This is a genomic window from Nonomuraea sp. NPDC050680 (assembly GCF_040654555.1).
Classification (GTDB): domain Bacteria; phylum Actinomycetota; class Actinomycetes; order Streptosporangiales; family Streptosporangiaceae; genus Nonomuraea.
Genome location: NZ_JBFAIF010000036.1, coordinates 24799 through 44652, shown reverse-complemented (window position 1 = coordinate 44652; position 19854 = coordinate 24799). Strand labels below are relative to the sequence as shown.

19 protein-coding genes are annotated in these 19854 nt (G+C 71.1%); 8 read left to right on the top strand and 11 right to left on the bottom strand.

Going from position 1 to position 19854, the window contains the following annotated elements; genetic code table 11:
- Positions 1-25: 25 nt before the first annotated feature.
- From AB0H88_RS50460 to AB0H88_RS50450, 3 genes are read right to left on the bottom strand one after another with little or no spacing between them, the layout of a single operon-like run.
- Complete coding sequence (locus tag AB0H88_RS50460; protein WP_357657107.1) at positions 26-982, bottom strand: substrate-binding domain-containing protein; 957 nt, start codon at positions 980-982, stop codon at positions 26-28.
- 14 nt (positions 983-996) lie between these two features.
- On the bottom strand, positions 997-1947 hold the full coding sequence (locus tag AB0H88_RS50455; protein ID WP_357657105.1) for an ABC transporter permease: 951 nt from the start codon (positions 1945-1947) through the stop codon (positions 997-999).
- Positions 1937-3433 carry a sugar ABC transporter ATP-binding protein gene (locus tag AB0H88_RS50450; protein WP_357657103.1) on the bottom strand — a complete coding sequence of 499 codons (1497 nt, stop codon included), beginning with the start codon at positions 3431-3433 and terminating at the stop codon, positions 1937-1939. Before AB0H88_RS50450 ends, AB0H88_RS50455 begins: the two co-directional genes overlap by 11 nt.
- Before the next feature lie 234 nt (positions 3434-3667).
- Between AB0H88_RS50450 and AB0H88_RS50445 the strand changes: the two genes are divergently transcribed.
- On the top strand, positions 3668-4699 hold the full coding sequence (locus AB0H88_RS50445; RefSeq protein ID WP_357657101.1) for a LacI family DNA-binding transcriptional regulator: 1032 nt from the start codon (positions 3668-3670) through the stop codon (positions 4697-4699).
- A gap of 57 nt (positions 4700-4756) precedes the next feature.
- Here the strand turns inward: AB0H88_RS50445 and AB0H88_RS50440 are convergent, their stop codons facing one another.
- Positions 4757-6247 (bottom strand): alpha-N-arabinofuranosidase, encoded by a 1491-nt coding sequence (locus AB0H88_RS50440; protein ID WP_357657099.1) that lies wholly within the window; start codon positions 6245-6247, stop codon positions 4757-4759.
- Between the two features lie 117 nt (positions 6248-6364).
- On the opposite strand from AB0H88_RS50440, the gene AB0H88_RS50435 reads away from it, so the two are divergent.
- The 3 genes from AB0H88_RS50435 to AB0H88_RS50425 are packed head-to-tail and all read left to right on the top strand — an operon-like array spanning position 6365 to position 9446.
- Complete coding sequence (locus AB0H88_RS50435; protein ID WP_357657096.1) at positions 6365-7696, top strand: extracellular solute-binding protein; 1332 nt, start codon at positions 6365-6367, stop codon at positions 7694-7696.
- Positions 7693-8616: a sugar ABC transporter permease gene (locus AB0H88_RS50430; RefSeq protein WP_357657095.1), complete on the top strand. Its 924-nt coding sequence runs from the start codon at positions 7693-7695 to the stop codon at positions 8614-8616. Before AB0H88_RS50435 ends, AB0H88_RS50430 begins: the two co-directional genes overlap by 4 nt.
- Positions 8613-9446: a carbohydrate ABC transporter permease gene (locus AB0H88_RS50425; RefSeq protein WP_357657094.1), complete on the top strand. Its 834-nt coding sequence runs from the start codon at positions 8613-8615 to the stop codon at positions 9444-9446. The genes AB0H88_RS50430 and AB0H88_RS50425 overlap by 4 nt, the downstream gene beginning before the upstream one ends.
- Before the next feature lie 46 nt (positions 9447-9492).
- Here AB0H88_RS50425 and AB0H88_RS50420 read toward each other — a convergent pair whose 3' ends face one another.
- The 3 genes from AB0H88_RS50420 to AB0H88_RS50410 are packed head-to-tail and all read right to left on the bottom strand — an operon-like array spanning position 9493 to position 13279.
- On the bottom strand, positions 9493-11793 hold the full coding sequence (locus AB0H88_RS50420) for a xanthine dehydrogenase family protein molybdopterin-binding subunit (RefSeq protein WP_357657092.1): 2301 nt from the start codon (positions 11791-11793) through the stop codon (positions 9493-9495).
- The gene (locus AB0H88_RS50415; RefSeq protein ID WP_357657090.1) at positions 11790-12776 is read right to left on the bottom strand and encodes a xanthine dehydrogenase family protein subunit M; all 987 of its coding nucleotides are present in this window, start codon (positions 12774-12776) and stop codon (positions 11790-11792) included. The genes AB0H88_RS50420 and AB0H88_RS50415 overlap by 4 nt, the downstream gene beginning before the upstream one ends.
- Positions 12773-13279 (bottom strand): 2Fe-2S iron-sulfur cluster-binding protein, encoded by a 507-nt coding sequence (locus tag AB0H88_RS50410; protein WP_357657088.1) that lies wholly within the window; start codon positions 13277-13279, stop codon positions 12773-12775. Before AB0H88_RS50410 ends, AB0H88_RS50415 begins: the two co-directional genes overlap by 4 nt.
- 81 nt (positions 13280-13360) lie before the next feature.
- Between AB0H88_RS50410 and AB0H88_RS50405 the strand changes: the two genes are divergently transcribed.
- The gene (locus tag AB0H88_RS50405) at positions 13361-14014 is read left to right on the top strand and encodes a TetR family transcriptional regulator (protein WP_357657086.1); all 654 of its coding nucleotides are present in this window, start codon (positions 13361-13363) and stop codon (positions 14012-14014) included.
- Positions 14015-14114: 100 nt separating this feature from the next.
- Here the strand turns inward: AB0H88_RS50405 and AB0H88_RS50400 are convergent, their stop codons facing one another.
- Together AB0H88_RS50400 and AB0H88_RS50395 are read right to left on the bottom strand one after the other, a co-directional pair.
- On the bottom strand, positions 14115-15341 hold the full coding sequence (locus AB0H88_RS50400; protein WP_357657084.1) for an ABC transporter permease: 1227 nt from the start codon (positions 15339-15341) through the stop codon (positions 14115-14117).
- Entirely contained in the window at positions 15341-16021 is a 681-nt protein-coding gene (locus AB0H88_RS50395; protein WP_357657082.1) for an ABC transporter ATP-binding protein, read from the bottom strand. Before AB0H88_RS50395 ends, AB0H88_RS50400 begins: the two co-directional genes overlap by 1 nt.
- Here AB0H88_RS50395 and AB0H88_RS50390 point away from each other — a divergent pair.
- On the top strand, positions 16008-16157 hold the full coding sequence (locus tag AB0H88_RS50390; RefSeq protein ID WP_357657079.1) for a hypothetical protein: 150 nt from the start codon (positions 16008-16010) through the stop codon (positions 16155-16157). The two genes, AB0H88_RS50395 and AB0H88_RS50390, sit on opposite strands and share 14 nt — an antisense overlap.
- On the opposite strand, the gene AB0H88_RS50385 is transcribed toward AB0H88_RS50390, so the two are convergent.
- Both AB0H88_RS50385 and AB0H88_RS50380 read right to left on the bottom strand, forming a co-directional pair.
- Complete coding sequence (locus AB0H88_RS50385; protein ID WP_357657077.1) at positions 16123-17250, bottom strand: peptidoglycan-binding protein; 1128 nt, start codon at positions 17248-17250, stop codon at positions 16123-16125. The two genes, AB0H88_RS50390 and AB0H88_RS50385, sit on opposite strands and share 35 nt — an antisense overlap.
- Positions 17250-17777, bottom strand: a complete 528-nt coding sequence (locus AB0H88_RS50380) for a hypothetical protein (protein WP_357657075.1) — start codon at positions 17775-17777, stop codon at positions 17250-17252. Before AB0H88_RS50380 ends, AB0H88_RS50385 begins: the two co-directional genes overlap by 1 nt.
- A gap of 147 nt (positions 17778-17924) precedes the next feature.
- Here AB0H88_RS50380 and AB0H88_RS50375 point away from each other — a divergent pair, with 147 nt between their 5' ends.
- Both AB0H88_RS50375 and AB0H88_RS50370 read left to right on the top strand, forming a co-directional pair.
- Positions 17925-18581: a response regulator transcription factor gene (locus tag AB0H88_RS50375; RefSeq protein WP_357657158.1), complete on the top strand. Its 657-nt coding sequence runs from the start codon at positions 17925-17927 to the stop codon at positions 18579-18581.
- Complete coding sequence (locus AB0H88_RS50370; protein ID WP_357657072.1) at positions 18578-19765, top strand: HAMP domain-containing sensor histidine kinase; 1188 nt, start codon at positions 18578-18580, stop codon at positions 19763-19765. Before AB0H88_RS50375 ends, AB0H88_RS50370 begins: the two co-directional genes overlap by 4 nt.
- Positions 19766-19854 lie beyond the last annotated feature (89 nt).

Genomic DNA, 19854 nt, shown 5'->3' with positions numbered 1-19854 from the left:
CCATCTGGACGCCGGCCATGGCCGGTCAGTCGATCTTGAACTCGTCGACGTTCTCCGTGGTCGCGACCTTCACCGGCACGGCCACGGTCTTGTCGATCTTCTCGCCCCTGGCGGCCTTGACGGCGGCGGCCACCGCCTGCTGGCCGAGCAGCGTGGGCTGCTGGGCGACGCTGGCGTTCATCGTCCCCGCCTTGACCGCCTTCAGGCCGTCGGGGGTGCCGTCGAAGCCGACGACCTTGACCTCCTTGCCCGCCTTGGCGCCCAGGGCCTTGATCGCGCCCAGCGCCATCTCGTCGTTCTCGGCGAAGACGCCGTCGATGCCGGGGTTCGACTGGAGCAGGTTCGTCATGACGTCGAGGCCCTTGGTCCGGTCGAAGTCGGCCGGCTGCTGGGCCACGACCTGGATGTTCGGGAACGCCTTGATCCCCTCGGTGAAGCCCTGCCCGCGGTCGCGCGCGGCCGAGGTTCCGGCCACGCCCTGCAGCACGACGACCTGGCCCTTGTGGCCGAGCAGCTCGGCCAGCTCCTGGGCCGCCAGCTTGCCGCCCGTCACGTTGTCGGAGGCCACGGTCTGCGCCACCTCGACGCCGTTGACACCGCGGTCGGCCGCGATGACCGGGATGTTGGCGCGTTGCGCCGCCTTGGCCGCGGGCGCCGCCGCGTCGGAGTCGACCGGGTTCAGGATGATCGCCTTCATGGCCTGGCTGGCGAAGTTCTGGACCTGGTTCACCTGCTGGGAGGCGTCGTTCTGGGCGTCGGTGACGGTGAGCGTGGCGCCCGCCTTCTGGGCCTCGGCCTGCGCGCCGTCGCGGAGCTGGACGAAGTACGGGTTGTTCAGCGTCGACAAGGTCATGCCGATCTTGACGTTGGCTCCGCCTGGTGAGCCGGATGCGTTGTTCGAGCCTGATGGGCCGGCGGAGCCACAGGCGGTGAGGCCGAGCGCGAGAGCGGCGCCGGCTATGACGAGCGCGGGATTCCGCATGATCTATCCCTTTCCTACGACATCCCCCTGCGCCGCAGCGTGTCGACGAGGACCGCGAGTGCGATGACCACGCCGATCACGACCTGCTGCCAGAAGGCCGAGACGGAGAGCAGGTTCAGGCCGTTGCGCAGGACGGCCAGGATGAGCGCGCCGACGAAGGTGCCGAGCGCCCGGCCCTTGCCGCCGGACAGGCTGGCACCGCCGATGACCACGGCCGCGATGGCGTCGAGCTCGTAGCCGGCGGCGGCCTGCGGCTGGGCCGAGGCCAGGCGGCTGGCCAGGACGATCCCGGCGACCGCGGCGAACCCGCCGGACAGCGCGTACGTGATGAGCTTCTGCCGGGAGACCTTGATGCCCGACAGCCTGGCGGCCTCCTCGTTGCCCCCGATGGCGTACATCGCGCGGCCCACATAGGTCCGGTTGAGGATCACGGCCGCGAGGGCGCCCATGACCAGCATCACGATGACGGGGACCGGCAGGTAGCCGCCGATGGTGTCGCCCAGGTGGGAGACCGCCTCCGGCATCGGGATGGGGCTGCCTTGGGAGATGACGAGGGCCAGGCCGCGGGCGATGCCGAGCATGGCGAGCGTGGCGATGAACGGCGGCAGCTTGCCGTACGCGATGAGAGCGGCGTTGACCAGGCCGCACACGACGCCGACCACCAGGGAGACCACGGTGGCCAGCGGCCACGGCAGGCCGGGGACAACGGCCGTCCACGCCAGGACGATCGCGGAGAGCGCGGCGACGGAGCCCACTGACAGGTCGATGCCGCCGGTCACGATGACGAACGTCCCGCCGAAGGCGAGGATCGCGGTGACGGCCGCCTGGACGCCCACGTTGAGCAGGTTCGTCACGCTGAGGAAGTCGGACGACAGCAGCGACAGCGCCACGATCAGCACGACGAGCGCCGCGAGCGCGCCGTTCTCGGCCAGCCAGGACCGCCTGAGGAAGACGTTACTGGCCACGAGGACCCGCCACCTCGGCGACCGCCAGCGCCATCACGCCGTCCTGCGTGGCCTCGGCCGCGGACAGCTCGCCGACCAGCCGCCCGCGCGCCATCACCAGGATCCGGTCGCTCATCCCGAGCACCTCGGGCAGGTCGCTGGAGATCATGAGCACCGCGTGCCCCGACGCGGTGAGCTGGTTGATCAGCTGGTAGATCTCCACCTTCGCGCCCACGTCGATGCCGCGGGTCGGCTCGTCGAGGATCAGCACCCCCGCGTCGGCCTCCAGCCACTTGCCGATGACGACCTTCTGCTGGTTGCCGCCGGAGAGCGTGCGTACCTCCTGGGCCAGTCCGGTCATCCGGATGCCGAGTTGTTCCGCGACCTCCGCGGCGGCCCGGCGCTGCCCGCCGCGGTCGACGAATCCGGCGCGGGTGGCCTCGCGCATGGTGACCAGCCCGAGGTTCTCGCCGATGTCCGCGCCCAGGACCAGCCCCTGGCCCTTGCGGTCCTCGGGGACCAGCCCCAGGCCGGCCTCCATGGCCGCGACCACGTCTCCTGGCGCGGGCCGCCGGCCGCGCACGGTGACCTCGCCGGTGTCGTAGCGGTCGGCGCCGAAGACCGCCCTGGCGACCTCGGTACGTCCGGCGCCCACCAGCCCGGCCAGGCCGACCACCTCGCCCGCGCGCACCTCGAAGGAGACGTCCTCGAAGACGCCCTTGCGGCCGAGTCCCGTGACCTTGAGCAGCGGCTCGCCCGCCTGGCCGCGCTCGCGCGGGAACTGCTGGTCGATCGGGCGGCCCACCATGAGGCGGACCAGCTCGTCCTGGGGCGTGTCGGCGGGTACCTCGCCGACCGACCGGCCGTCGCGCAGCACGGTCACGCGGTCGCCGATCGCGGCGATCTCCTCCAGGTGGTGGGTGATGAACACGATCGCCACCCCCTCCTCACGGAGCCGGCGGACGATCGAGAACAGCTTCTCGACCTCGCCGGTGGTGAGCACCGCCGTCGGCTCGTCCATGATCAGGACGCGGGCGTCGAGGGCGAGCGCCTTGGCGATCTCCACCATCTGCATGCGGGCGATGCCCAGCCGGGCGACCGGTGTGCGCGGATCGACGTCCACGCCCACCCGCGCCAGCAACTCCACGGCCCGCTCGTGCATCCTCTTGGTGTCGACGAAGCCGAACCTGCGCGGCGGCCGGCCCAGCGACAGGTTCTCGGCCACGCTGAGCTCCGGGACCAGGTTGAACTCCTGGTAGATGGTGGCGATGCCGAGCCGTTGGGCGTCGCCGGCCGTACGGATGTGCACGGGGTGCCCGTCGAGCAGCACGCGGCCCTCGTCGGGGTGGTAGGCGCCGGAGAGCATCTTGATGAGGGTGCTCTTGCCGGCGCCGTTCTCGCCCAGCAGGACGTGCACCTCACCGGAGCGCACGGTCAGGTCGACGCCATCGAGCGCCAGCACACCCGGGAAGCGTTTGCGCAGGCCCTCGGCCCTGAGAAGCTCCACCTCACGATGGTGTCCGCCATCGCGCCGACCATTCCGCGAACGCGCAGGTAAAAGGCAGGTTTTTACGAGGAAAGTACCCGTCTGGCACGGTGGGGGGCTCATGCCAGCCTCGGTGCATACGAGGTCGGTGGCGTCGAAGCCGGCGTCGGCTGCGTGTTCGGGCGTCCACACTGCGGTCAGCGATCCACACTGCGCGACCTGCCTGTTAGCGTTATCGCGGAGGTGGTGACCCGCATGGCTGGGGGATCGGACGGCAAACCGCGCACCAGGCCCGCCGTGCTCGGCGATGTGGCCGCGCTGGCTGGTGTCTCGGCGATGACGGTCTCGCGGGTGCTCAACGCGCCCGACCGGGTCCGCGCCGAGACCAGGGAGCGCGTGCTGGCCGCCGTGCGCGAGCTGGACTACTGGCCCAATTCGGCTGCTCGCCAGCTGGTCACGGGCCGCTCGGGCGTGCTCGGGGTGGTCAGCATCGACACCACCCTGTACGGCCCGGCCTCGACCCTCTACTGCATAGAGCAGGCGGCCCGGCTGAGCGGCTACACCGTGAGCATCGCCAGCCTGAGCCTGCTCAACCGCAAGTCGATCGAGGAGGGCGTGCACCGCCTCCGGTCCCAGTCCGTCGACGGCGTGGTCATCGTCGCGCCCCACGAGTCGGCGGTCGACGGGCTGCGCTACCTGCCGCCCGATCTGCCGGTGGTCGCCGTCGACGCGGGCAAGGAGGTCCCGGTGCCGGTGGTCATGGTCGACCAGCGGGCGGGCGCCGCGCGGGCGACCCGCCACCTGCTGAGCCTCGGCCACGAGACGGTCTGGCACCTGAGCGGGCCGGTCGACTGGATCGACGCCAGTGGCCGGATCGAGGGCTGGCGGGGGGCGCTGGAGGCCGAGGGCCGGCCGGTGCCCGAGCTGTTACGCGGCGACTGGAGCTCCCGCTCGGGCTACCAGCACGGCAGGCGGCTGGCCGCCGACCCGTCGGTCACGGCCGTCTTCGCGGGCAACGACCAGATGGCGCTGGGCGTCCTCAGGGCGATGCGCGAGGCCGGGCGCCGCGTGCCGGAGGAGGTGAGCGTGGTCGGCTTCGACGACATCCCCGAGGCGGCCTACTTCTGGCCCCCGTTGACCACGGTCCGGCAGGACTTCGGCGAGGTCGGCCGGAACGCCTTCCACCTGTTGCTCGACCAGATGGCCGGCACGAAGCGGGAGACCCAGCGGCTGGTGGAGCCCGAGCTCGTGGTGAGGGAGAGCACGGGCGCCAGCCGTACGAGGTGATCAGGGACAGTGCGGGCGTCGGCCGGATGAGGTGATCAGCCGAGGCGGGTGTGGTGATCAGCCGAGGCGGATCACGTTCCAGGAGACAGGAGGCAGCAGCACGCGCAGGGGATCGTGCTGGACGTCCGGGTTCGGCCGGGGGGCGACCGTGTCCGGCGCCTCCGCCGTGTTGCGCGCGTAGACGTCGGGGCCCGACAGCGTGGTGGCCTCGACCACGCGGACGTCGCCCAGCGACCGCGCGTCGATCTCCAGGGAGAGCGGCTCGTCGGTCGAGCGGTTGACGGCGAAGATCACGGTCTCGTCGCCGGAGTGCGTGGCGACGGCGTGCAGCAGCGGCACCTCCCCGTACTCCTTGGTGTCGTGGCTCGGGGAGGTCGCCTCGACGCGGAGCACGTCGCCGGCGGCCAGGCGGGACGCCTGCGCGAAGGGGTGGAAGGTGGTCTGCCGCCACGCGGATCCGCCTGGCGAGGTCATGATCGGCGCGATCACGTTGACCAGCTGGGCCAGCGAGGCGGAGGTCACCCGGTCGCTGTTGCGCAGCAGGGTGATCAGCAGGCCGCCGAAGGCCACCGCGTCCGCCAGGTGGTAGTGGTCCTCCAGCAGCGGCGGCGCGACCGGCCAGTCCCGTGGCGGCTCGGCGGCCTGGAAGCGGGACAGGTACCAGACGTTCCACTCGTCGAACGAGAAGTTGATCTTCTTGCGCGACTTCAGCCGGGCTCCGACGCTGTCGGCGGTGGCCACGACCGACTGGATGAAGTACTCCATGTCGGTCGAGCAGGCCAGGAAGCTCGCCAGGTCGCCGTCCTTCTCCTCGTAGTAGGCGTGGCAGGAGACGTAGTCGACCACGTCATAGGTCTCCTCCAGCACCGTGGCCTCCCACGCGCCGAAGGTCGGCATCGACGAGGCCGAGCTGCCGCAGGCGACCAGCTCCAGCTCGCCGTCCATCGTGCGCATGGCGCGGGCGGTCTCGGCGGCCAGCCGGCCGTACTCGCGGGCGGTCTTGTGGCCGGTCTGCCACGTGCCGTCCATCTCGTTGCCCAGGCACCACATCCGGATGCCGTGCGGCTCCTTGGCGCCGTTGGCGATCCGCAGGTCCGACAGTGTGGTGCCGGACGGGTGGTTGCAGTATTCGAGCAGGTCAAGGGCCTCGGCGATGCCGCGCGTACCGAGGTTGAGCGCCATCATCGGCTCCACCCCGGCCTTGCGGCACCAGCGGACGAACTCATCCACCCCGACCTCGTTGGTCTCGGTGCTGTGCCAGGCCAGGTCCAGCCGGCGGGGCCGTTCGGCGACCGGCCCGATGCCGTCCTCCCAGCGGTAGCCGGAGACGAAGTTACCGCCCGGATAGCGGACCGTGGACACGCCCAGCTCGCGGGTCAGGTCGAGCACGTCCCGGCGGAAGCCGTCCTCGTCGGCCGTCGGGTGGCCGGGCTCGTAGATGCCGGTGTAGACGCACCGGCCCAGATGTTCGACGAACGTTCCGAAGGTGCGGCGGCGTACCGGGGCCACGCGGAAGGCGGGGTCGATCGTGAGATGTGCTTCGTGCACTGTGCAGGCTCCTCGGAAGTGATGCCTAGATTGTTAGCGCTCTCATAGGTCCGGTCAAGGCTCTTGACAGCTCACGTGTTACCGCAAACACTCGGGTAACCCGAAAAGAGGCCGCTCATGGAAGGTCCTTCACCCGTCTCCCGCCGTCACCTCCTCGGTGGCGGCCTCGCTCTTCTCGGTGCCGGCGCGGCCGGCTGTGCGATCCCCGTCGGCCTGGGCTCGGCCCAGCGGCGGGTCCGCTACTGGCACTTCCTCGGCGCGAGCGACGGCATCATCATGAACCGGATGGTCGGCGCGTTCGCCAAGGCCAACCCCGACGTCTTCGTCGAGGAGAACGTGCTCGCGTGGGGCGAGCCGTACTACACGAAGATCGCGATGGCCGGAGCGGGCGGGCGCTCGCCCGACCTGGCCACGTTCCACCTGGCCCGCCTGTCCGGCATCGGCGTCGGCCGCATCCTTGATCCGATCGACGTCGACCTGCTCGCCAAGAATGGCCTGCGGGCCGCCGACTTCAGCCCGCCCATCTGGGAACGCGCCCACATCGACGGCCAGCTGTACGCCGTGCCGTTCGACGCCCATCCCATGGTCCAGTACTACAACACCGACCTCTCCCGCCGCGCCGGCCTGCTCGGCGACGACGGCAAGCTGAAGCCGACCACCGGGACCGACGAACTGCTGGCCATGCTGCGCAAGGCCAAGGACGCGCTCGGCGGCAAGCCGCCGCTGGTCTTCGACGCGCTCGGCCTCGGCACGGTGGGCCCGTGGCGGGTGTGGGAGTCCCTGTACGCGCAGAGCGGCGGCACGCTGGTGTCGGACGACGGCACCCGGATCACCCTCGACGACACCAAGGCGCTGACCGCGCTGCGGTTCATGCGCCAGCTCGGCCAGGAGGGGCTCTGCAACCCCAAGACCGACTACGGCGCGTCCGTGGCCGCCTTCACCAACGGCCTGGCGGCCTTCCTGTGGAACGGCGACTGGGAGACGACCGGGCTGAAGGAACGCAAGACGCCGTTCAGCATGGCCCGCTTCCCCAGCGTCTTCGGCAGCGGCGCGGCCCAGGCCGACTGCCACTCGTTCGTGCTGCCGCACCAGCGCAGCCGGGACCCGGAGACCGAGGCGGCGACCTACCGGTTCATCGCCTACCTGGTCAAGCACAGTGCCGACTGGGCGGTGGCCGGGCACGTGCCCGCCTACCTGCCCGCACTGGAGGAGCCCGCCTACCTCGCGCTGCGGCCGCAGTCGGAGTACCGCTCAGTGATCACCGAGGTGGCCCTGGACCCGAAGGTGTGGTTCGCCGGGTCCGCGTCGCGGCTGTGGATCGAGTTCGGCGGCGCGTTCTCGCCGGTCATCAGCGGGGCGCGGACGCCCGAGCAGGGCCTGGAGACGGCCAAGCAGGCGCTGCGCCGGCTCATGTCAGCCCCCGACCCCTTCCCCGCCAAGGAGGGATGATGGCCACCACCGCCGCCGCTCCCGTCACCACCGCTCCCGTCGCCCACATCCAGGTACGGCGCCGCTGGACCCAGCACGGAATGCTGTTCGTCGCGCCCTTCCTGGTGATCTATGCCGCCTTCCTGGTGTGGCCGACCGTGCTCGGCCTCCGCATGAGTCTGTCGAGTGTCAACATCGCGGGCGGCAACAACGAGTTCGTCGGGTTCGCCAACTACGCCGAGGCGTTCGCCGACCCCAGGATGTGGCACTCGCTGTGGAACACCGTGGTGTTCACCGTGCTGAGCACGATCCCGCTGGTGCTGCTTGGCCTGGGATTCGCCCTGCTGGTGCACAACCTGCGCTTCCTGCAGTGGCTGTGGCGGCTGTCGTTCTTCGGGCCGTTCCTGCTGCCGTCTGCCGTGGTCGCGGTGCTCTGGCTGCAGATGATCTATCCGCCCGAGTACGGCCTGCTCAACGGCACTCTGGGCACCGACGTCCTCTGGCTGGGCAACCCGAGCGTGGCGATGTGGTCGATGGTGCTGACCACCGTCTGGTGGACGGTCGGCTTCAACTTCCTGCTCTATCTCGCCGCCCTGCAGTCGATCCCCCAGCACCTGTACGACGCCGCCGCGATCGACGGCGCGACGGCCTGGACCAAGCTGCGCTCGATCACACTGCCGCTGCTCGGCCGGACGACCGGGCTCATCGTGATCCTGCAACTCCTCGCGTCGCTGAAGGTCTTCGACCAGATCTACCTGATGACGAACGGCGGCCCCGAGGAGGCCACCCGGCCGATCATCGAGTACGCCTACGAGGTCGGCTTCTCCGGCTACCGCATCGGCTACGCGTCGGCCATCACCTACATCCTCTTCGTCCTGATCGTCATCGTGTCGCTGGGCCAGCTCCGGCTGCTCCGCAAGCGCGAGGAGGCCCTGTCATGACCAAGCGGTTCAGCCCCTCCCAGATCATCCTGCTGGTGATCGCGGCGGCGCTCGCCATCGTCTGGCTCGCGCCCCTCGCCTGGGCCGTCGCCACCTCGCTGAAGCCTGAGAGCGAGACCACCAAGCTGCCCCTGCAGTGGTTCGGCAGCGAGCTCACCCTGGACGCCTACCGGCTGGTGCTGGCCACCGGCGGCATCGTCAAGTGGGCGATCAACTCGACGGTCACCGCGGTCGTCGTCACCTTCATGACCGTGCTGTTCTCGGCGATGGCCGCCTACGGCTTCGCGCGCACGCAGTTCCGCGGCCAGCGGGTGCTCCTGGCGGTCATCCTGGCCGGGATCATGGTGCCGCCGCAGGTGCTCATGGCGCCGCTGTTCGCGGAGATGGTCTCGCTCGGGCTGGTCGACACCTGGTGGTCGATCATCCTGCCGCAGGTGGCGGCGCCGCTGATCGTGTACATCCTCTACAAGTTCTTCCAGGACGTGCCGCTGGAGCTGGAGCAGGCGGCCTTCGTGGACGGGGCCGGGCGCTGGCGGGTGTTCTTCACGATCGTCCTGCCGTTGTCGCGCCCGGTGCTCGCGGCCGTGTCGATCTTCACGTTCATCACGACGTGGAACAACTTCCTCTGGCCGTTCCTGGTCTCGACCGACCCCAACACGATGACGCTCCCGGTCGGCCTGGCCAACGTGGTGCAGGGCACGTTCGGGCTCCGGTACGCGCAGATCATGGCCAGTGTGGTGCTCGCCGGGTTGCCGCTGCTGGTGGTCTTCGTCCTCTTCCAGCGCCAGATCATCCGGGGCGTCGCCCACGCCGGCCTGGCCGGTCAGTGATTCCCTCCGGTTCGGCTTCTTCCGCTCCCCCCGGAGGGGGTATCGATCAGAGCAGCTTGTCCAGGGTGATCGGCAGGTCGTGGACGCGCCTGCCGGTGGCGTGGTGCACGGCGTTCGCGATGGCGCCCGCGACGCCCGTGATGCTCACCTCGCCGATGCCGAGCAGGCCCAGGGGCATGGTCGGGTCGGGCTCGTCCAGGTAGAGGATGTCGATCGGCGGGATGTCGGCGTGCACCGGGACGTGGTAGTCGCCCAGCCCCGGGTTCATGACGCGCCCGTTGCGCGGGTCGACGAGCGTCTCCTCCGACAGCGCCATGCCGATCCCCATCACGATGCCGCCCCGGAGCTGGCTGGCCGCCGTCTTCGCGTTGATCACCCGGCCCACGTCGAACACGCCGAGCCAGCGTGACACCCGCACTTCGCCGGTGTCCGGATCGACGCGTACCTCGCAGAACTGGGCGCCGCTCGCGGCCTTGACCCAGCGCCGCTGGTCGTTGACGAACTTCGCCATGAACCTCACCTGCCCGGCCAGCGCGCCGAGGCCCGATTCGGCGCCGATCGCCGCCTCGACGGACGGCCGGCCCGCCCTGGACAGGATGGCCTCGTAGCTCTCGCCGGCGCCCGGCCGGTCGCGCCGGTAGAGCCCGCCGTCCCTGGCCTCGACCGCGGCGAGCCGCTGCCCGCGCAACGGCGAGTCGCCGGAGCGCCGGGCCAGAGCCAGCACCGACCCCTTCAGCTTCTCGCAGGCCGACAGCAGGCTGGCCGCGATGCTCGCGGTCTGCGCGGAACCGCCCGCCATCGGCCCGGTCGGCAGGTCGGAATCGCCGTACTCCACCCGGACCGCCTCGAACGGCACACCCAGCTCGTCGGCGGCGATCTGCGCCTGTACGGTCGCGCCGCCCATGCCCATCTCCTGGAAGCCGCAGCGCACCACGACCGTGCCATCGGCCGAGAGCCGCACGGTCACGTTGGCCGTGAACTGCACCGACGAGTGGTAAGCCGTGGCCACCCCCATACCGACGAGCCACCTGCCGTCGCGCATCGAGCCGGGCTCCGGCGTGCGCTCGGCCCAGCCGAACCGCTCGGCGCCCAGCGCGTACGCCTCGCGCAGCATCCGGTGCGCGAAGCGCTTGCCATCGAGCGGGTTGCGCTCCGGCTCGTTGCGCATCCGCAGCTCGACCGGGTCGACGCCGAGCTCGCCGGCCAGCTCGTCGATCGCCGCCTCCAGCGCGAACGTGCCGATGGACACGCCGGGCGCGCGCATGAACGTGTTGGGGAGCAGGTCCATCTCGACGAGGTTCTGCTGGATGAGGATGTTCTCGGCGTCGTAGAGGTGCCGGGCCGCCTCAGTCACTGACTCGGAGTTGCCGCCCGCCTTTCCGGTCCTGGTGATGCTGGTGTGGATCAGCGCGGTCAGTCTGCCGTCCTGTCCGGCGCCGAGTGCGACGCGCTGGATCGAGGGTGTGCGCCCGCCGACCGTACGGTAGACGCCCTCCCTGGTCAGCATCATCCGCACTGCTCTGCCGGTCGCCCGGGCGGCCAGCGCGGCCAGGATCGTGCCCGGCCAGACCGAGCCCTTGCCGCCGAAGCCGCCGCCGACGTAGGGAGAGGTCATGCGTACGTTCCGCTCGGGGATGCCGAACCTGTACGCGAGGTGCTTGCGCATCCAGGAGATGGCCTGGCTGCCCTCGTGCACGGTCAGCCGGTCGCCGTCCCAGACGGCCGTGGTCGCGTGCGGCTCGATCGCGTTGTGGTTGACGGGCGGGGTGGTGAAGCGCAGGTCCACCGACACCGGCGCCACCGCCAGGGCCGCCTCCGCGTCGCCCTTCTTGGCGCTGCCCGGCCCCATGATGCTGTTCGGCTGCGGCTTGGCGTTCGCCTCCTCCGCGGCGAAGTCCACCACGGCCGGGAACTCCTGGTAGGTCACCTCGACCAGGCTCGCGCCGTGCCGCGCCGCCTCCAGGCTCTCCGCGACGACGACCGCCACCGGCTGTCCGTCCCAGTGCACCTCGTCGGTGTTGAGGTAGTTGACCGAGGTCGCGGAGACCATCGTGCTCAGGTCGAGCATGCTCCGCGCGCGCGCCGGCTTCAGCACGGGCGCGTTCAGATGGGTGAGCACCGACAGGACGCCCGTCACCGCCTCGGCCGCCTTGACGTCGATGCCGGTGATCCGGCCGCGGGCGACCGTCGCATGCACCAGGGCGGCGTAGGCGAGGTCCGGATACGGGAACTCGGCCGCGAACCGGGCCTTGCCCGTCGTCTTCTCCGGGCCGTCGACCCGGTCGATGCCCCGGCCCACCGCCCGCTCGCGCGGCGGGCTCTGCGTCTCGCTGGTGGTGGTGGTCATGCCAGGCTCCCGTCGTTGAGCCGCCGCAGTGTAGCCACGATCGTCCGTCGGGCCAGCTCGATCTTGAAGGCGTTGTCCGGCCGGCCGACCGCCGGCTCCAGCTCCGCCTCGGCCGCCCGGCGGAACGACTCCTCGGTGGCCGGGGCACCGAGCAGGAGCGTCTCGGCCTGGCGGGCCCGCCACGGCTTGGCCGCCACGCCGCCGAGCGCCAGCCGTACGTCCGACACGACCCCGTCCGTGACCTCCAGCGCCGCCGCGACCGACACCAGGGCGAACGCGTACGAGGCCCGGTCGCGCACCTTGCGATAGCACGAGGGCGCCGTCAGCTCCGGCACCTCGACCGCGGTGACCAGCTCGTCGGGCTCCAGCGCCGTCTCCAGGTGCGGCGTGCCGCCGGGCAACCGGTGGAAGTCGGCCAGCGGCACGCGTCGCAGGCCGCGTACGCTCTCCACCTCCACGGTGGCGTCGAGCGCGGCGAGCGCGACGCACATGTCCGAGGGGTGCGTGGCGATGCAGTCGTCGCTCGTGCCGAGGATCGCGTGGTTGCGGTTGAAGCCGCCGATCGCGTCGCAGCCGCTGCCGGGCACGCGCTTGTTGCAGGCCGACGCGCCGTCGTAGAAGTAGGGGCACCGGGTGCGCTGCAGCAGGTTGCCGCCCACCGTGGCCATGTTGCGCAGCTGCGCCGACGCGCCCGCGAGCAGCGCCTCCGACAGCAGCGGATAGCGGCTCCTGATCAGCCGGTGGGCGGCCAGGTGGCTGTTGCGCACCAGCGCTCCTATGCGCACGCCGCCGCCGGGCAGCTCCTCGATCTCGGTCAGCGGCAGCCGGGTGATGTCGACCACCGTGTCGGGCCGCTCGATGTCCTCGCGCATCAGGTCGACAAGGTTCGTCCCGCCGCCGAGGAACTTCGCGTTGGGCTCCGTCGCGATCGCGCGGACGGCCGTCGCCACGTCGGGCGCGCTGACGTACGCGAACGGCTTCATCGCGCCACTTCCTTGATGGCGTCGACGATCCCGTTGTACGCGCCGCAGCGGCACAGGTTGCCGCTCATGCGCTCCCTGATCTCGGCCTCCGACAGCCCGGAGGCGCCGGGCTCGGTGACCGCGCTGGGCATCCCCGCCCCGTGCTCGGCCAGCATGCCGATCGCCGAGCAGATCTGGCCGGAGGTGCAGTAACCGCACTGGAAACCGTCGTGTTCGATGAACGCCTGCTGGATCGGGTGCGTGATCCCCTCGATGGTGGTGATGTCGCGGTCCTCGTACTGCACCGCGAGGGCCAGACAGGCGTTGATCCGCTCGCCGTCGACCAGCACCGTGCAGGCACCGCAGGCGCCCTGGTCGCACCCCTTCTTCGTACCGGTCAGGCCAAGACGCTCGCGTAGCGCGTCCAGCAGGCTGACCCATGGTTCGAGTTCGAGCGAACGGGTTACGCCGTTCACCCGCATACGCAGCGTGACCACATTGCCCTCCGGGATGATGCGCGTCATTTGTGGGCGACGTTAACAGGACGGTGTAATCTTAACAAGAGGACGGTGTTTCCTTATCTTGCTCGTATGCTTGGCTCAACCATGACGCGATCGGCGTTTCTCCGGGCCAGGCGCCCGGAGCACAAGCAGCAGCGGCGCGAGGAGATCCTCGCCGCCGCTCGTCGGCTTGCCTCCGAAGTTGGGGTGCGCAATGTCAGCTTGGGTGGTGTCGCGTCGGCGGTCGGACTGGCGAAGTCCAACGTGGCGCGATATTTCGGGACCCGGGAGGAGATCTACCTCGAACTCACCGTCGAGGAGTGGCTCGACTGGTCGGACGAGGTCGTCGCCCGGCTCGCCACGGCCGCCGGTCCTGACGACGTGATCGCCGCGCTGGTCGACACCTTGACCGAGCGGCCGCTCTTCTGCGACCTGCTGGGCCACGTCTCGATCACGCTGGAGCACAACATCTCGGTCCCGGCGGCCCGTGCCTTCAAGCGCGCCATGCTGGGCGCGGTCGACGACCTGGGAGCGCGCGTCGCCCTGGCCTACCCCGGCCTGACCACCGGCGAGGGGGTCGAGCTGGCCGGCGCGGCCGCCGCGCTGGCGGGCACGCTCTTCCCGATGGCGAACCCGCCGCCCGCCCTGCGGGAGCTCTACGCCCAGGACCCCGACCTCGCCGCCCGCTGCCTGCCGTTCCAGCCCACGATGAGGCGCATGCTCGCCGCCCTCGCCGCCGGACTGCCCACGCAGCGCTGACCCACGCAGCGCTGACCCACGCAGCGGACCCGCGCCGAGCTGACCCGCGCCGGACTGCCCGCGCCGGACTGCCCGCGCCGGGCGGGTCAGGGCGGGCGGGTCAGGGTGTGGCGAGTGCCTCGGTCGGGGAGAGGCGGGAGGCGCGGATCGCCGGGTAAAGTCCGGCGACGGCGCCGATGGCCAGAGTGGCCGCGAGCCCGCCGGTCGTCGCCCACGCGGGGATCACCGCGGGCCACCCCTGGTACAGCGCGTACCCCATGGTGACGCCGGTGCCGAGGAGCACCCCGCCCGCCCCGCCGAGCGCCGAGAGCAGCAGCGACTCGGCGAGGAACTGCGTGCGGATCTGCCCGCGCGTCGCGCCGAGCGAGCGGCGCAGGCCGATCTCCGAGCGCCGTTCGAGCACCGAGATGACCATGGTGTTGGCCACCCCGACCCCGCCGACCAGCAGCGCGACCGCGCCGACGCCCAGCAGCAGCCCGGTGAACGCCTGGCTGGTCGCCTGCTTGGCGGCCAGCGCGTCGGACGGCCGCGAGACGTCGACCTCGTTGGGTGCCTCCGGGTTGGCCGTGCCCGCGAGCACCGAGCGGACGGTCTCCAGGCGGGCCTCCTCCGCGCGGGTGTAGAGGGTCGTCGGGTACCCGTCGAAGTCCAGCTCCGCCTCCGCGACGGGCCAGCCGACCAGCACCGCGGTGTCCAGCTCGTCGGCGAGCGGCACCGGGTCGAGTACGCCGACGACCGTGAACCGCTTGCCGCCCACGACCACCTGCGTGTCCGGCCCAGCCGCGCCCACCCCGAGTCGCTGGGCCGCGCTCGACCCGAGCACCGCGGCCGGGTAGCGCTGGGTGGCCGCGTTGAGCCAGGTGCCGCTGCGCAGCGTCGCGCCCACCGTGGCCGGCAGGTCGAGCCGGGCGGCGTAGGTGTTGATGCCGTTGGTCTGCGCCTTGGGCACCTCCTCCGACCGGTAGACCTTGGCGTCGCCGACCTTCCCGGCCGCCGAGACGGCTTCGACCGGGCCGATCCGCTCGATCATCGCCTCCGCCTCGACCGGCATCTTGGCCGGCTCGCCCATCAGCGTCTGCCCGGAGGAGACGGTGAGCAGGTTGGTGCCGAGAGCCGAGAGCGTACGGTCGAGCTCGGCGCCCGACGAGGACGAGATGCCGACCACGCCGATCATCGCCGCGATGCCGATGGCGATGCCGAGCGCGGACAGGAAGGCCCGCAGCGGGCGGGTCCGCAGGCCGACGGCGCCGACCCGCAGCACATCGCCCGACCGCATCCTGGCCGGGGTGAGCTTCGGCAGTCCGGCGTGCTCGACGACGGCCGCCATCAGGCCACCCTCGCTTCGGCCGCGGAGTCGGCGACGATCTGGCCGTCGCGCATCCGTACCTGCCGGGGCAGGCTCGCGGCGATCTCCCGGTCGTGCGTGATGATCACGATGGTGGTGCCGGCCGCGTTCAGGTCGTGCAGCAGGTCCATCACCCCGGCGCCCGAGACGGAGTCCAGGGCGCCGGTCGGCTCGTCGGCCAGCAGGAGCGGGGGATCACCCGCCACGGCCCTGGCGATGGCCACGCGCTGCCGCTCGCCGCCGGACAGCTCGTGCGGCTCGTGGTCGAGGCGGTGGCCGAGCCCGACCCGCTCCAGCGCGGTCGCGGCCCGCCGCCGCCGCTCGGCGCGCCCGATGCCGGTGTAGACGAGGCCGTCGGCCACGTTGTCGATCGCCGGGATCTTGGCGGCGAGGTGGAAGTGCTGGAAGACGAATCCGATGCGGGTGGCCCGCAGCGCGGAGAGCCGGCCGTCCGACAGTTTCGCCACGTCGTAGCCGTCGATGCGGACGGTTCCTGAGGACGGGCGGTCGAGCGTGCCGACGACGTTGAGCATCGTCGACTTGCCCGAGCCCGACGGGCCGACGATCGCGACGAGCTCGCCGCGCTCGATCTCCAGGGAGACCTTGTCCAGGGCGGTGACGCCGCCGGGATAGGAGCGGGTGACATCCGTGAGGGAGATCATCGGAAAGGAGGTCGACGAAGAAGAGGTCGGCGAAGAAGAGGTCGGCGTAGAAGAGGTCGGCGTAGAAGAGGTCGGCGTAGAAGAGGTCGGCGAGAAGGCCATCATCGCGGTATCCCGACGCTCATGCCCTCGGTGAGGCCGTCGCCGGAGATCTCGACCCGGCCGCCGGAGAACAGACCCGTCTTTACGCCGATATATCGGGACTTGCTGCCTTCGACGACCTCCACGCCGTACCCGCCCTCCTGGAGTGCCACGAGCGCGGCGATCGGCACGGTCAGCACGTTCTTGCGCTTCGACGCCGTGAAGGTCACGTCCACCGCGGCCTGGTCGAGCCCCTTGGCGGCCCGCTGCTTACCGAGGGAGACGAGCGCCTCCACCCGCGTCTCGGGCTCCGCGCCCTGCCCGTCGCCCGGTTCGATGACGGTGGCGACCTCGGTGACCTTGCCGGACACGGTCTTGCCGTCGGGCAGCGTGACCGACGCCTTGGCGCCCTTCTTCGCCACCCGCTGGTCCTCCGTCTCCAGCTTGACGGTGATCACCTTGTCGGTGCCGGTGTAGGAGAGCACCTTCTGGCCCGGCGCGGTGGGCTGGCCGGCCTCGGCCTCCAGACTGTCCACGCGTACCTTGCCGGCGGCGAAGACGACCCGGCCCAGCTCGACGACGCCGGTCTCGTCGAGGTCGCGGTCCTCCTGCCACTGCCTGACCGCGTCGGCCGTGGAATCGGTGTACTCGTCGTCCACGGTGAAGCCGTCGTAGCCGAGGGCCTTGAGGTTGCGTTCGAGCTGCTCGACGTCCTTGCCCTCGGTGCCGATCCGCAGGTCGCGGTAGGCCGGCGTGGTGCCGTACATCAGCACCACCGGCTTGGCGTCGAGCCGGTACAGGGACTTGCCCCTGCCGACCGTGTCACCGCTGTCCGGCAGCCAGGTGACCGTGCCCGGCTTCCTGCTCACCGCCGTGGTGGCCGGTCCGTAGCCCAGGTCGCCGTCGGCCTCCCGCGTGTCGAGCAGCGTCTGCCGGGTCACCGTGGTGGTGGCGGGCGGCAGGGCGCCGGCCGTCTTTCCCGCCGCCCGGTCGCCGCCCAGGAGGCCCATGCCGTTCACGGCCGCGCCGGCCGTACCGATGACGGCGAGCGCGACGAGCAGGCCCGCGACCCGCCTGCCGCGGCCGCGGCGGCGGCGCGGGCGATCTCCGCCCGCCGCCGCCTTGTCGTCGAGGGTGGCTGTGGACATCAGGAGCCGCCCTGGCCCATCTCGGGCAGGAACTCCTTCGAACACTTCTCCTGCGCGGCCTTGAAGTCAGGGTCGTTGCCCGTTTCCCCGGTGACGCGCAGCCCGGCGCCCTCGGGGTCGGGGAAGGACTCGACGCCGTTGTCCCGCATGCACTGGGCGAACTTACGCATCGACTCGGCCCTCTTGGGGTCTGCCTTCCCGTCCGGTCCACCGCCGGTCGGCGCGTACTCCTTGCAGGCCTCCTGCGCCTTCTGCGCCGTCTCCGGGGAAATGCTCTTGTCCATCTTGAGCAGGACCCCCTTGCCGGGCTCGGGGTCGTCCATGGGGACGCCGTTCTCGCGCATGCACTGGGCGAACTTGAGCCCCATCCCCGCCCGGTCCACGCTGGCCGAGGCGCTGGGGGCGGCGGCCGGTTTGCCAGTGCTCACCGACGCCACGTCGGAGCCGCCCGCGTCGTTCGCGCCGCAGCCCGCCAGGGCCAGCGTCAGCGCGAGCGGGATCGCGGCCAGGATGCCTCGTCGTCTCATGGTCTCCTCTTTCTTGCGGATCGGGTGTACGAGACGAAAGCCAACAGCGCACGCCGTTTCCCCGGCGTTTCCATGGGTGCTAACGCCGAACAAACAGCCCACCCGGCACGATCGCCCCAGTACATGGCCGAAGGGGACGAGGGCGCGATGCGGGTGCTGGTGGTCGAGGACGAGCGCATGCTCGCCGACGCGATAGCCGAGTGGCTGCGCGAGGAGGCGCACGCGGTCGACACCGCGCACGACGGGGAGGCGGCGCTGGAGCGGCTCGCGGTCAACGACTACGACGTGGTCGTCCTGGATCGTGACCTGCCGCGCGTGCACGGTGACGACGTCTGCCGGGAGCTGGTCGAGTCCGAGTCGACCGCGCGGGTGCTGATGCTCACCGCCGCCGCCGAGATCGGCGACCGGGTGACCGGACTCTCCCTCGGCGCCGACGACTACCTGGCCAAGCCGTTCGCCTTCCCCGAGCTCGCGGCCCGCGTCCTCGCGCTCGGGCGGCGTTCGCGTCCGGCGGCCCCGCCGGTGCTGCGGCGCGCCGGGATCACGCTCGATCCCGCGCGCCGGGAGGTGTTCAGGAACGACCGGTATGTGCCGCTGTCGAAGAAGGAGTTCGCCGTGCTGGCCGAGCTGCTGCTCGCCGCTGGAGCCGTGGTGCCCGCCGAACACCTGCTGGAGAAGGCGTGGGACGAGCACGCCGACCCGTTCACCAGCGCGGTCCGCCTGACCATTCTCAAGCTGCGCCGCAAGCTCGGCGAGCCGCCGGTCGTGGAGACCGTGCCGGGAGTGGGGTACCAGATCGCATGACCGCTCCCACACTTCGCGGCCGGCTCACCCTGGTGTATGGCACGCTGTTCTTCGTCGCGGGACTGACGCTGCTCGGCGTCACATACTTGCTGTTCAACCAGCAGCTCGAGCAAAAGACGGTATCCATCATCGTCAGAGGTGGAGGCCCCGGCTCGCTGGACAGCGACACGGGCTCGCTGGACGGCGACAGGGCCATGAACTGGATGAAGCAGCAGCAGACCCTGCTGCGCGGCGCCGCAACCACCTCGCTACTCACCCAGGGCGCGATCGCGCTGGCCGTGGTCGGCTGCGCGGCGGCGGGGGTGGGGTGGGTGATCGCCGGACGGGTGCTCACGCCGCTGCGCCAGGTGACCGAGACCGCGCGGCGGATCGCGGCCGCCCCGGTCGCCGAACGCGGCCTGCACGAGCGGATCGCGCTGAACGGCCCGGCCGACGAGGTCAAGGAGCTCGCCGACACCTTCGACACCATGGTCGAACGGCTGGACCACTCCTTCGACGGGCAGCGCAGGTTCGTCGCCAACGCCTCGCACGAGCTGCGCACCCCGCTGACGCTGAACCGCGCGCTGGTGGAGCTGGCCATGCATCGCCGTACGGCCTCGGCCGACGTCAAGCAGCTCGGCGAGAGCCTGCTGGAGATCAACGCCAGGCACGAGCGGCTCATCTCCGGGCTGCTGCTCCTGGCCCGCGCCGAGCACGAGATCGGCGATCGGTCACCCGTGGATCTGGCCGACGTGGTGAGCCACGTGGTCGCGCAGGCCACCGCCGAGGCCACGGAGTCGAAGGTCACCCTGGAGGAGGCGGCCGGGCCCGCGCCGACCAGCGGGGACGCGCTGCTGCTCGAACGGCTGGTGCACAACCTGGTCGAGAACGGGATCCGGCACAACATCGACGACGGCACCGGCTGGGTGCGGGCCACCAGTCGCATCGCGCATGACGGCCGCGTCGAGGTGGAGGTCAGCAACACCGGACCCGCCGTGCCGTCGTACGAGATCCCGACGCTGTTCCAGCCCTTCCGCCGGCTCGGCCCCGACCGCGTGGTCACGGCCAAGAGCGCGGGGCTGGGGCTGTCCATCGTGCGCTCGATCGCCCTCGCGCACGGCGGCGAGGTCACGGCGCGTCCCCGCGACGGCGGCGGCCTGATCGTGACGGCCACCCTGCCGCCCCAGAGCCCGGCCCATCGCTAGGCCCGCGCCCGCCCATTGCCCGGAGTAGCAGAAGGCGGCGGAGGCGGGACGCGTACCAGGAGGTCCTGAAGACGGCGGGCTACGGCGGG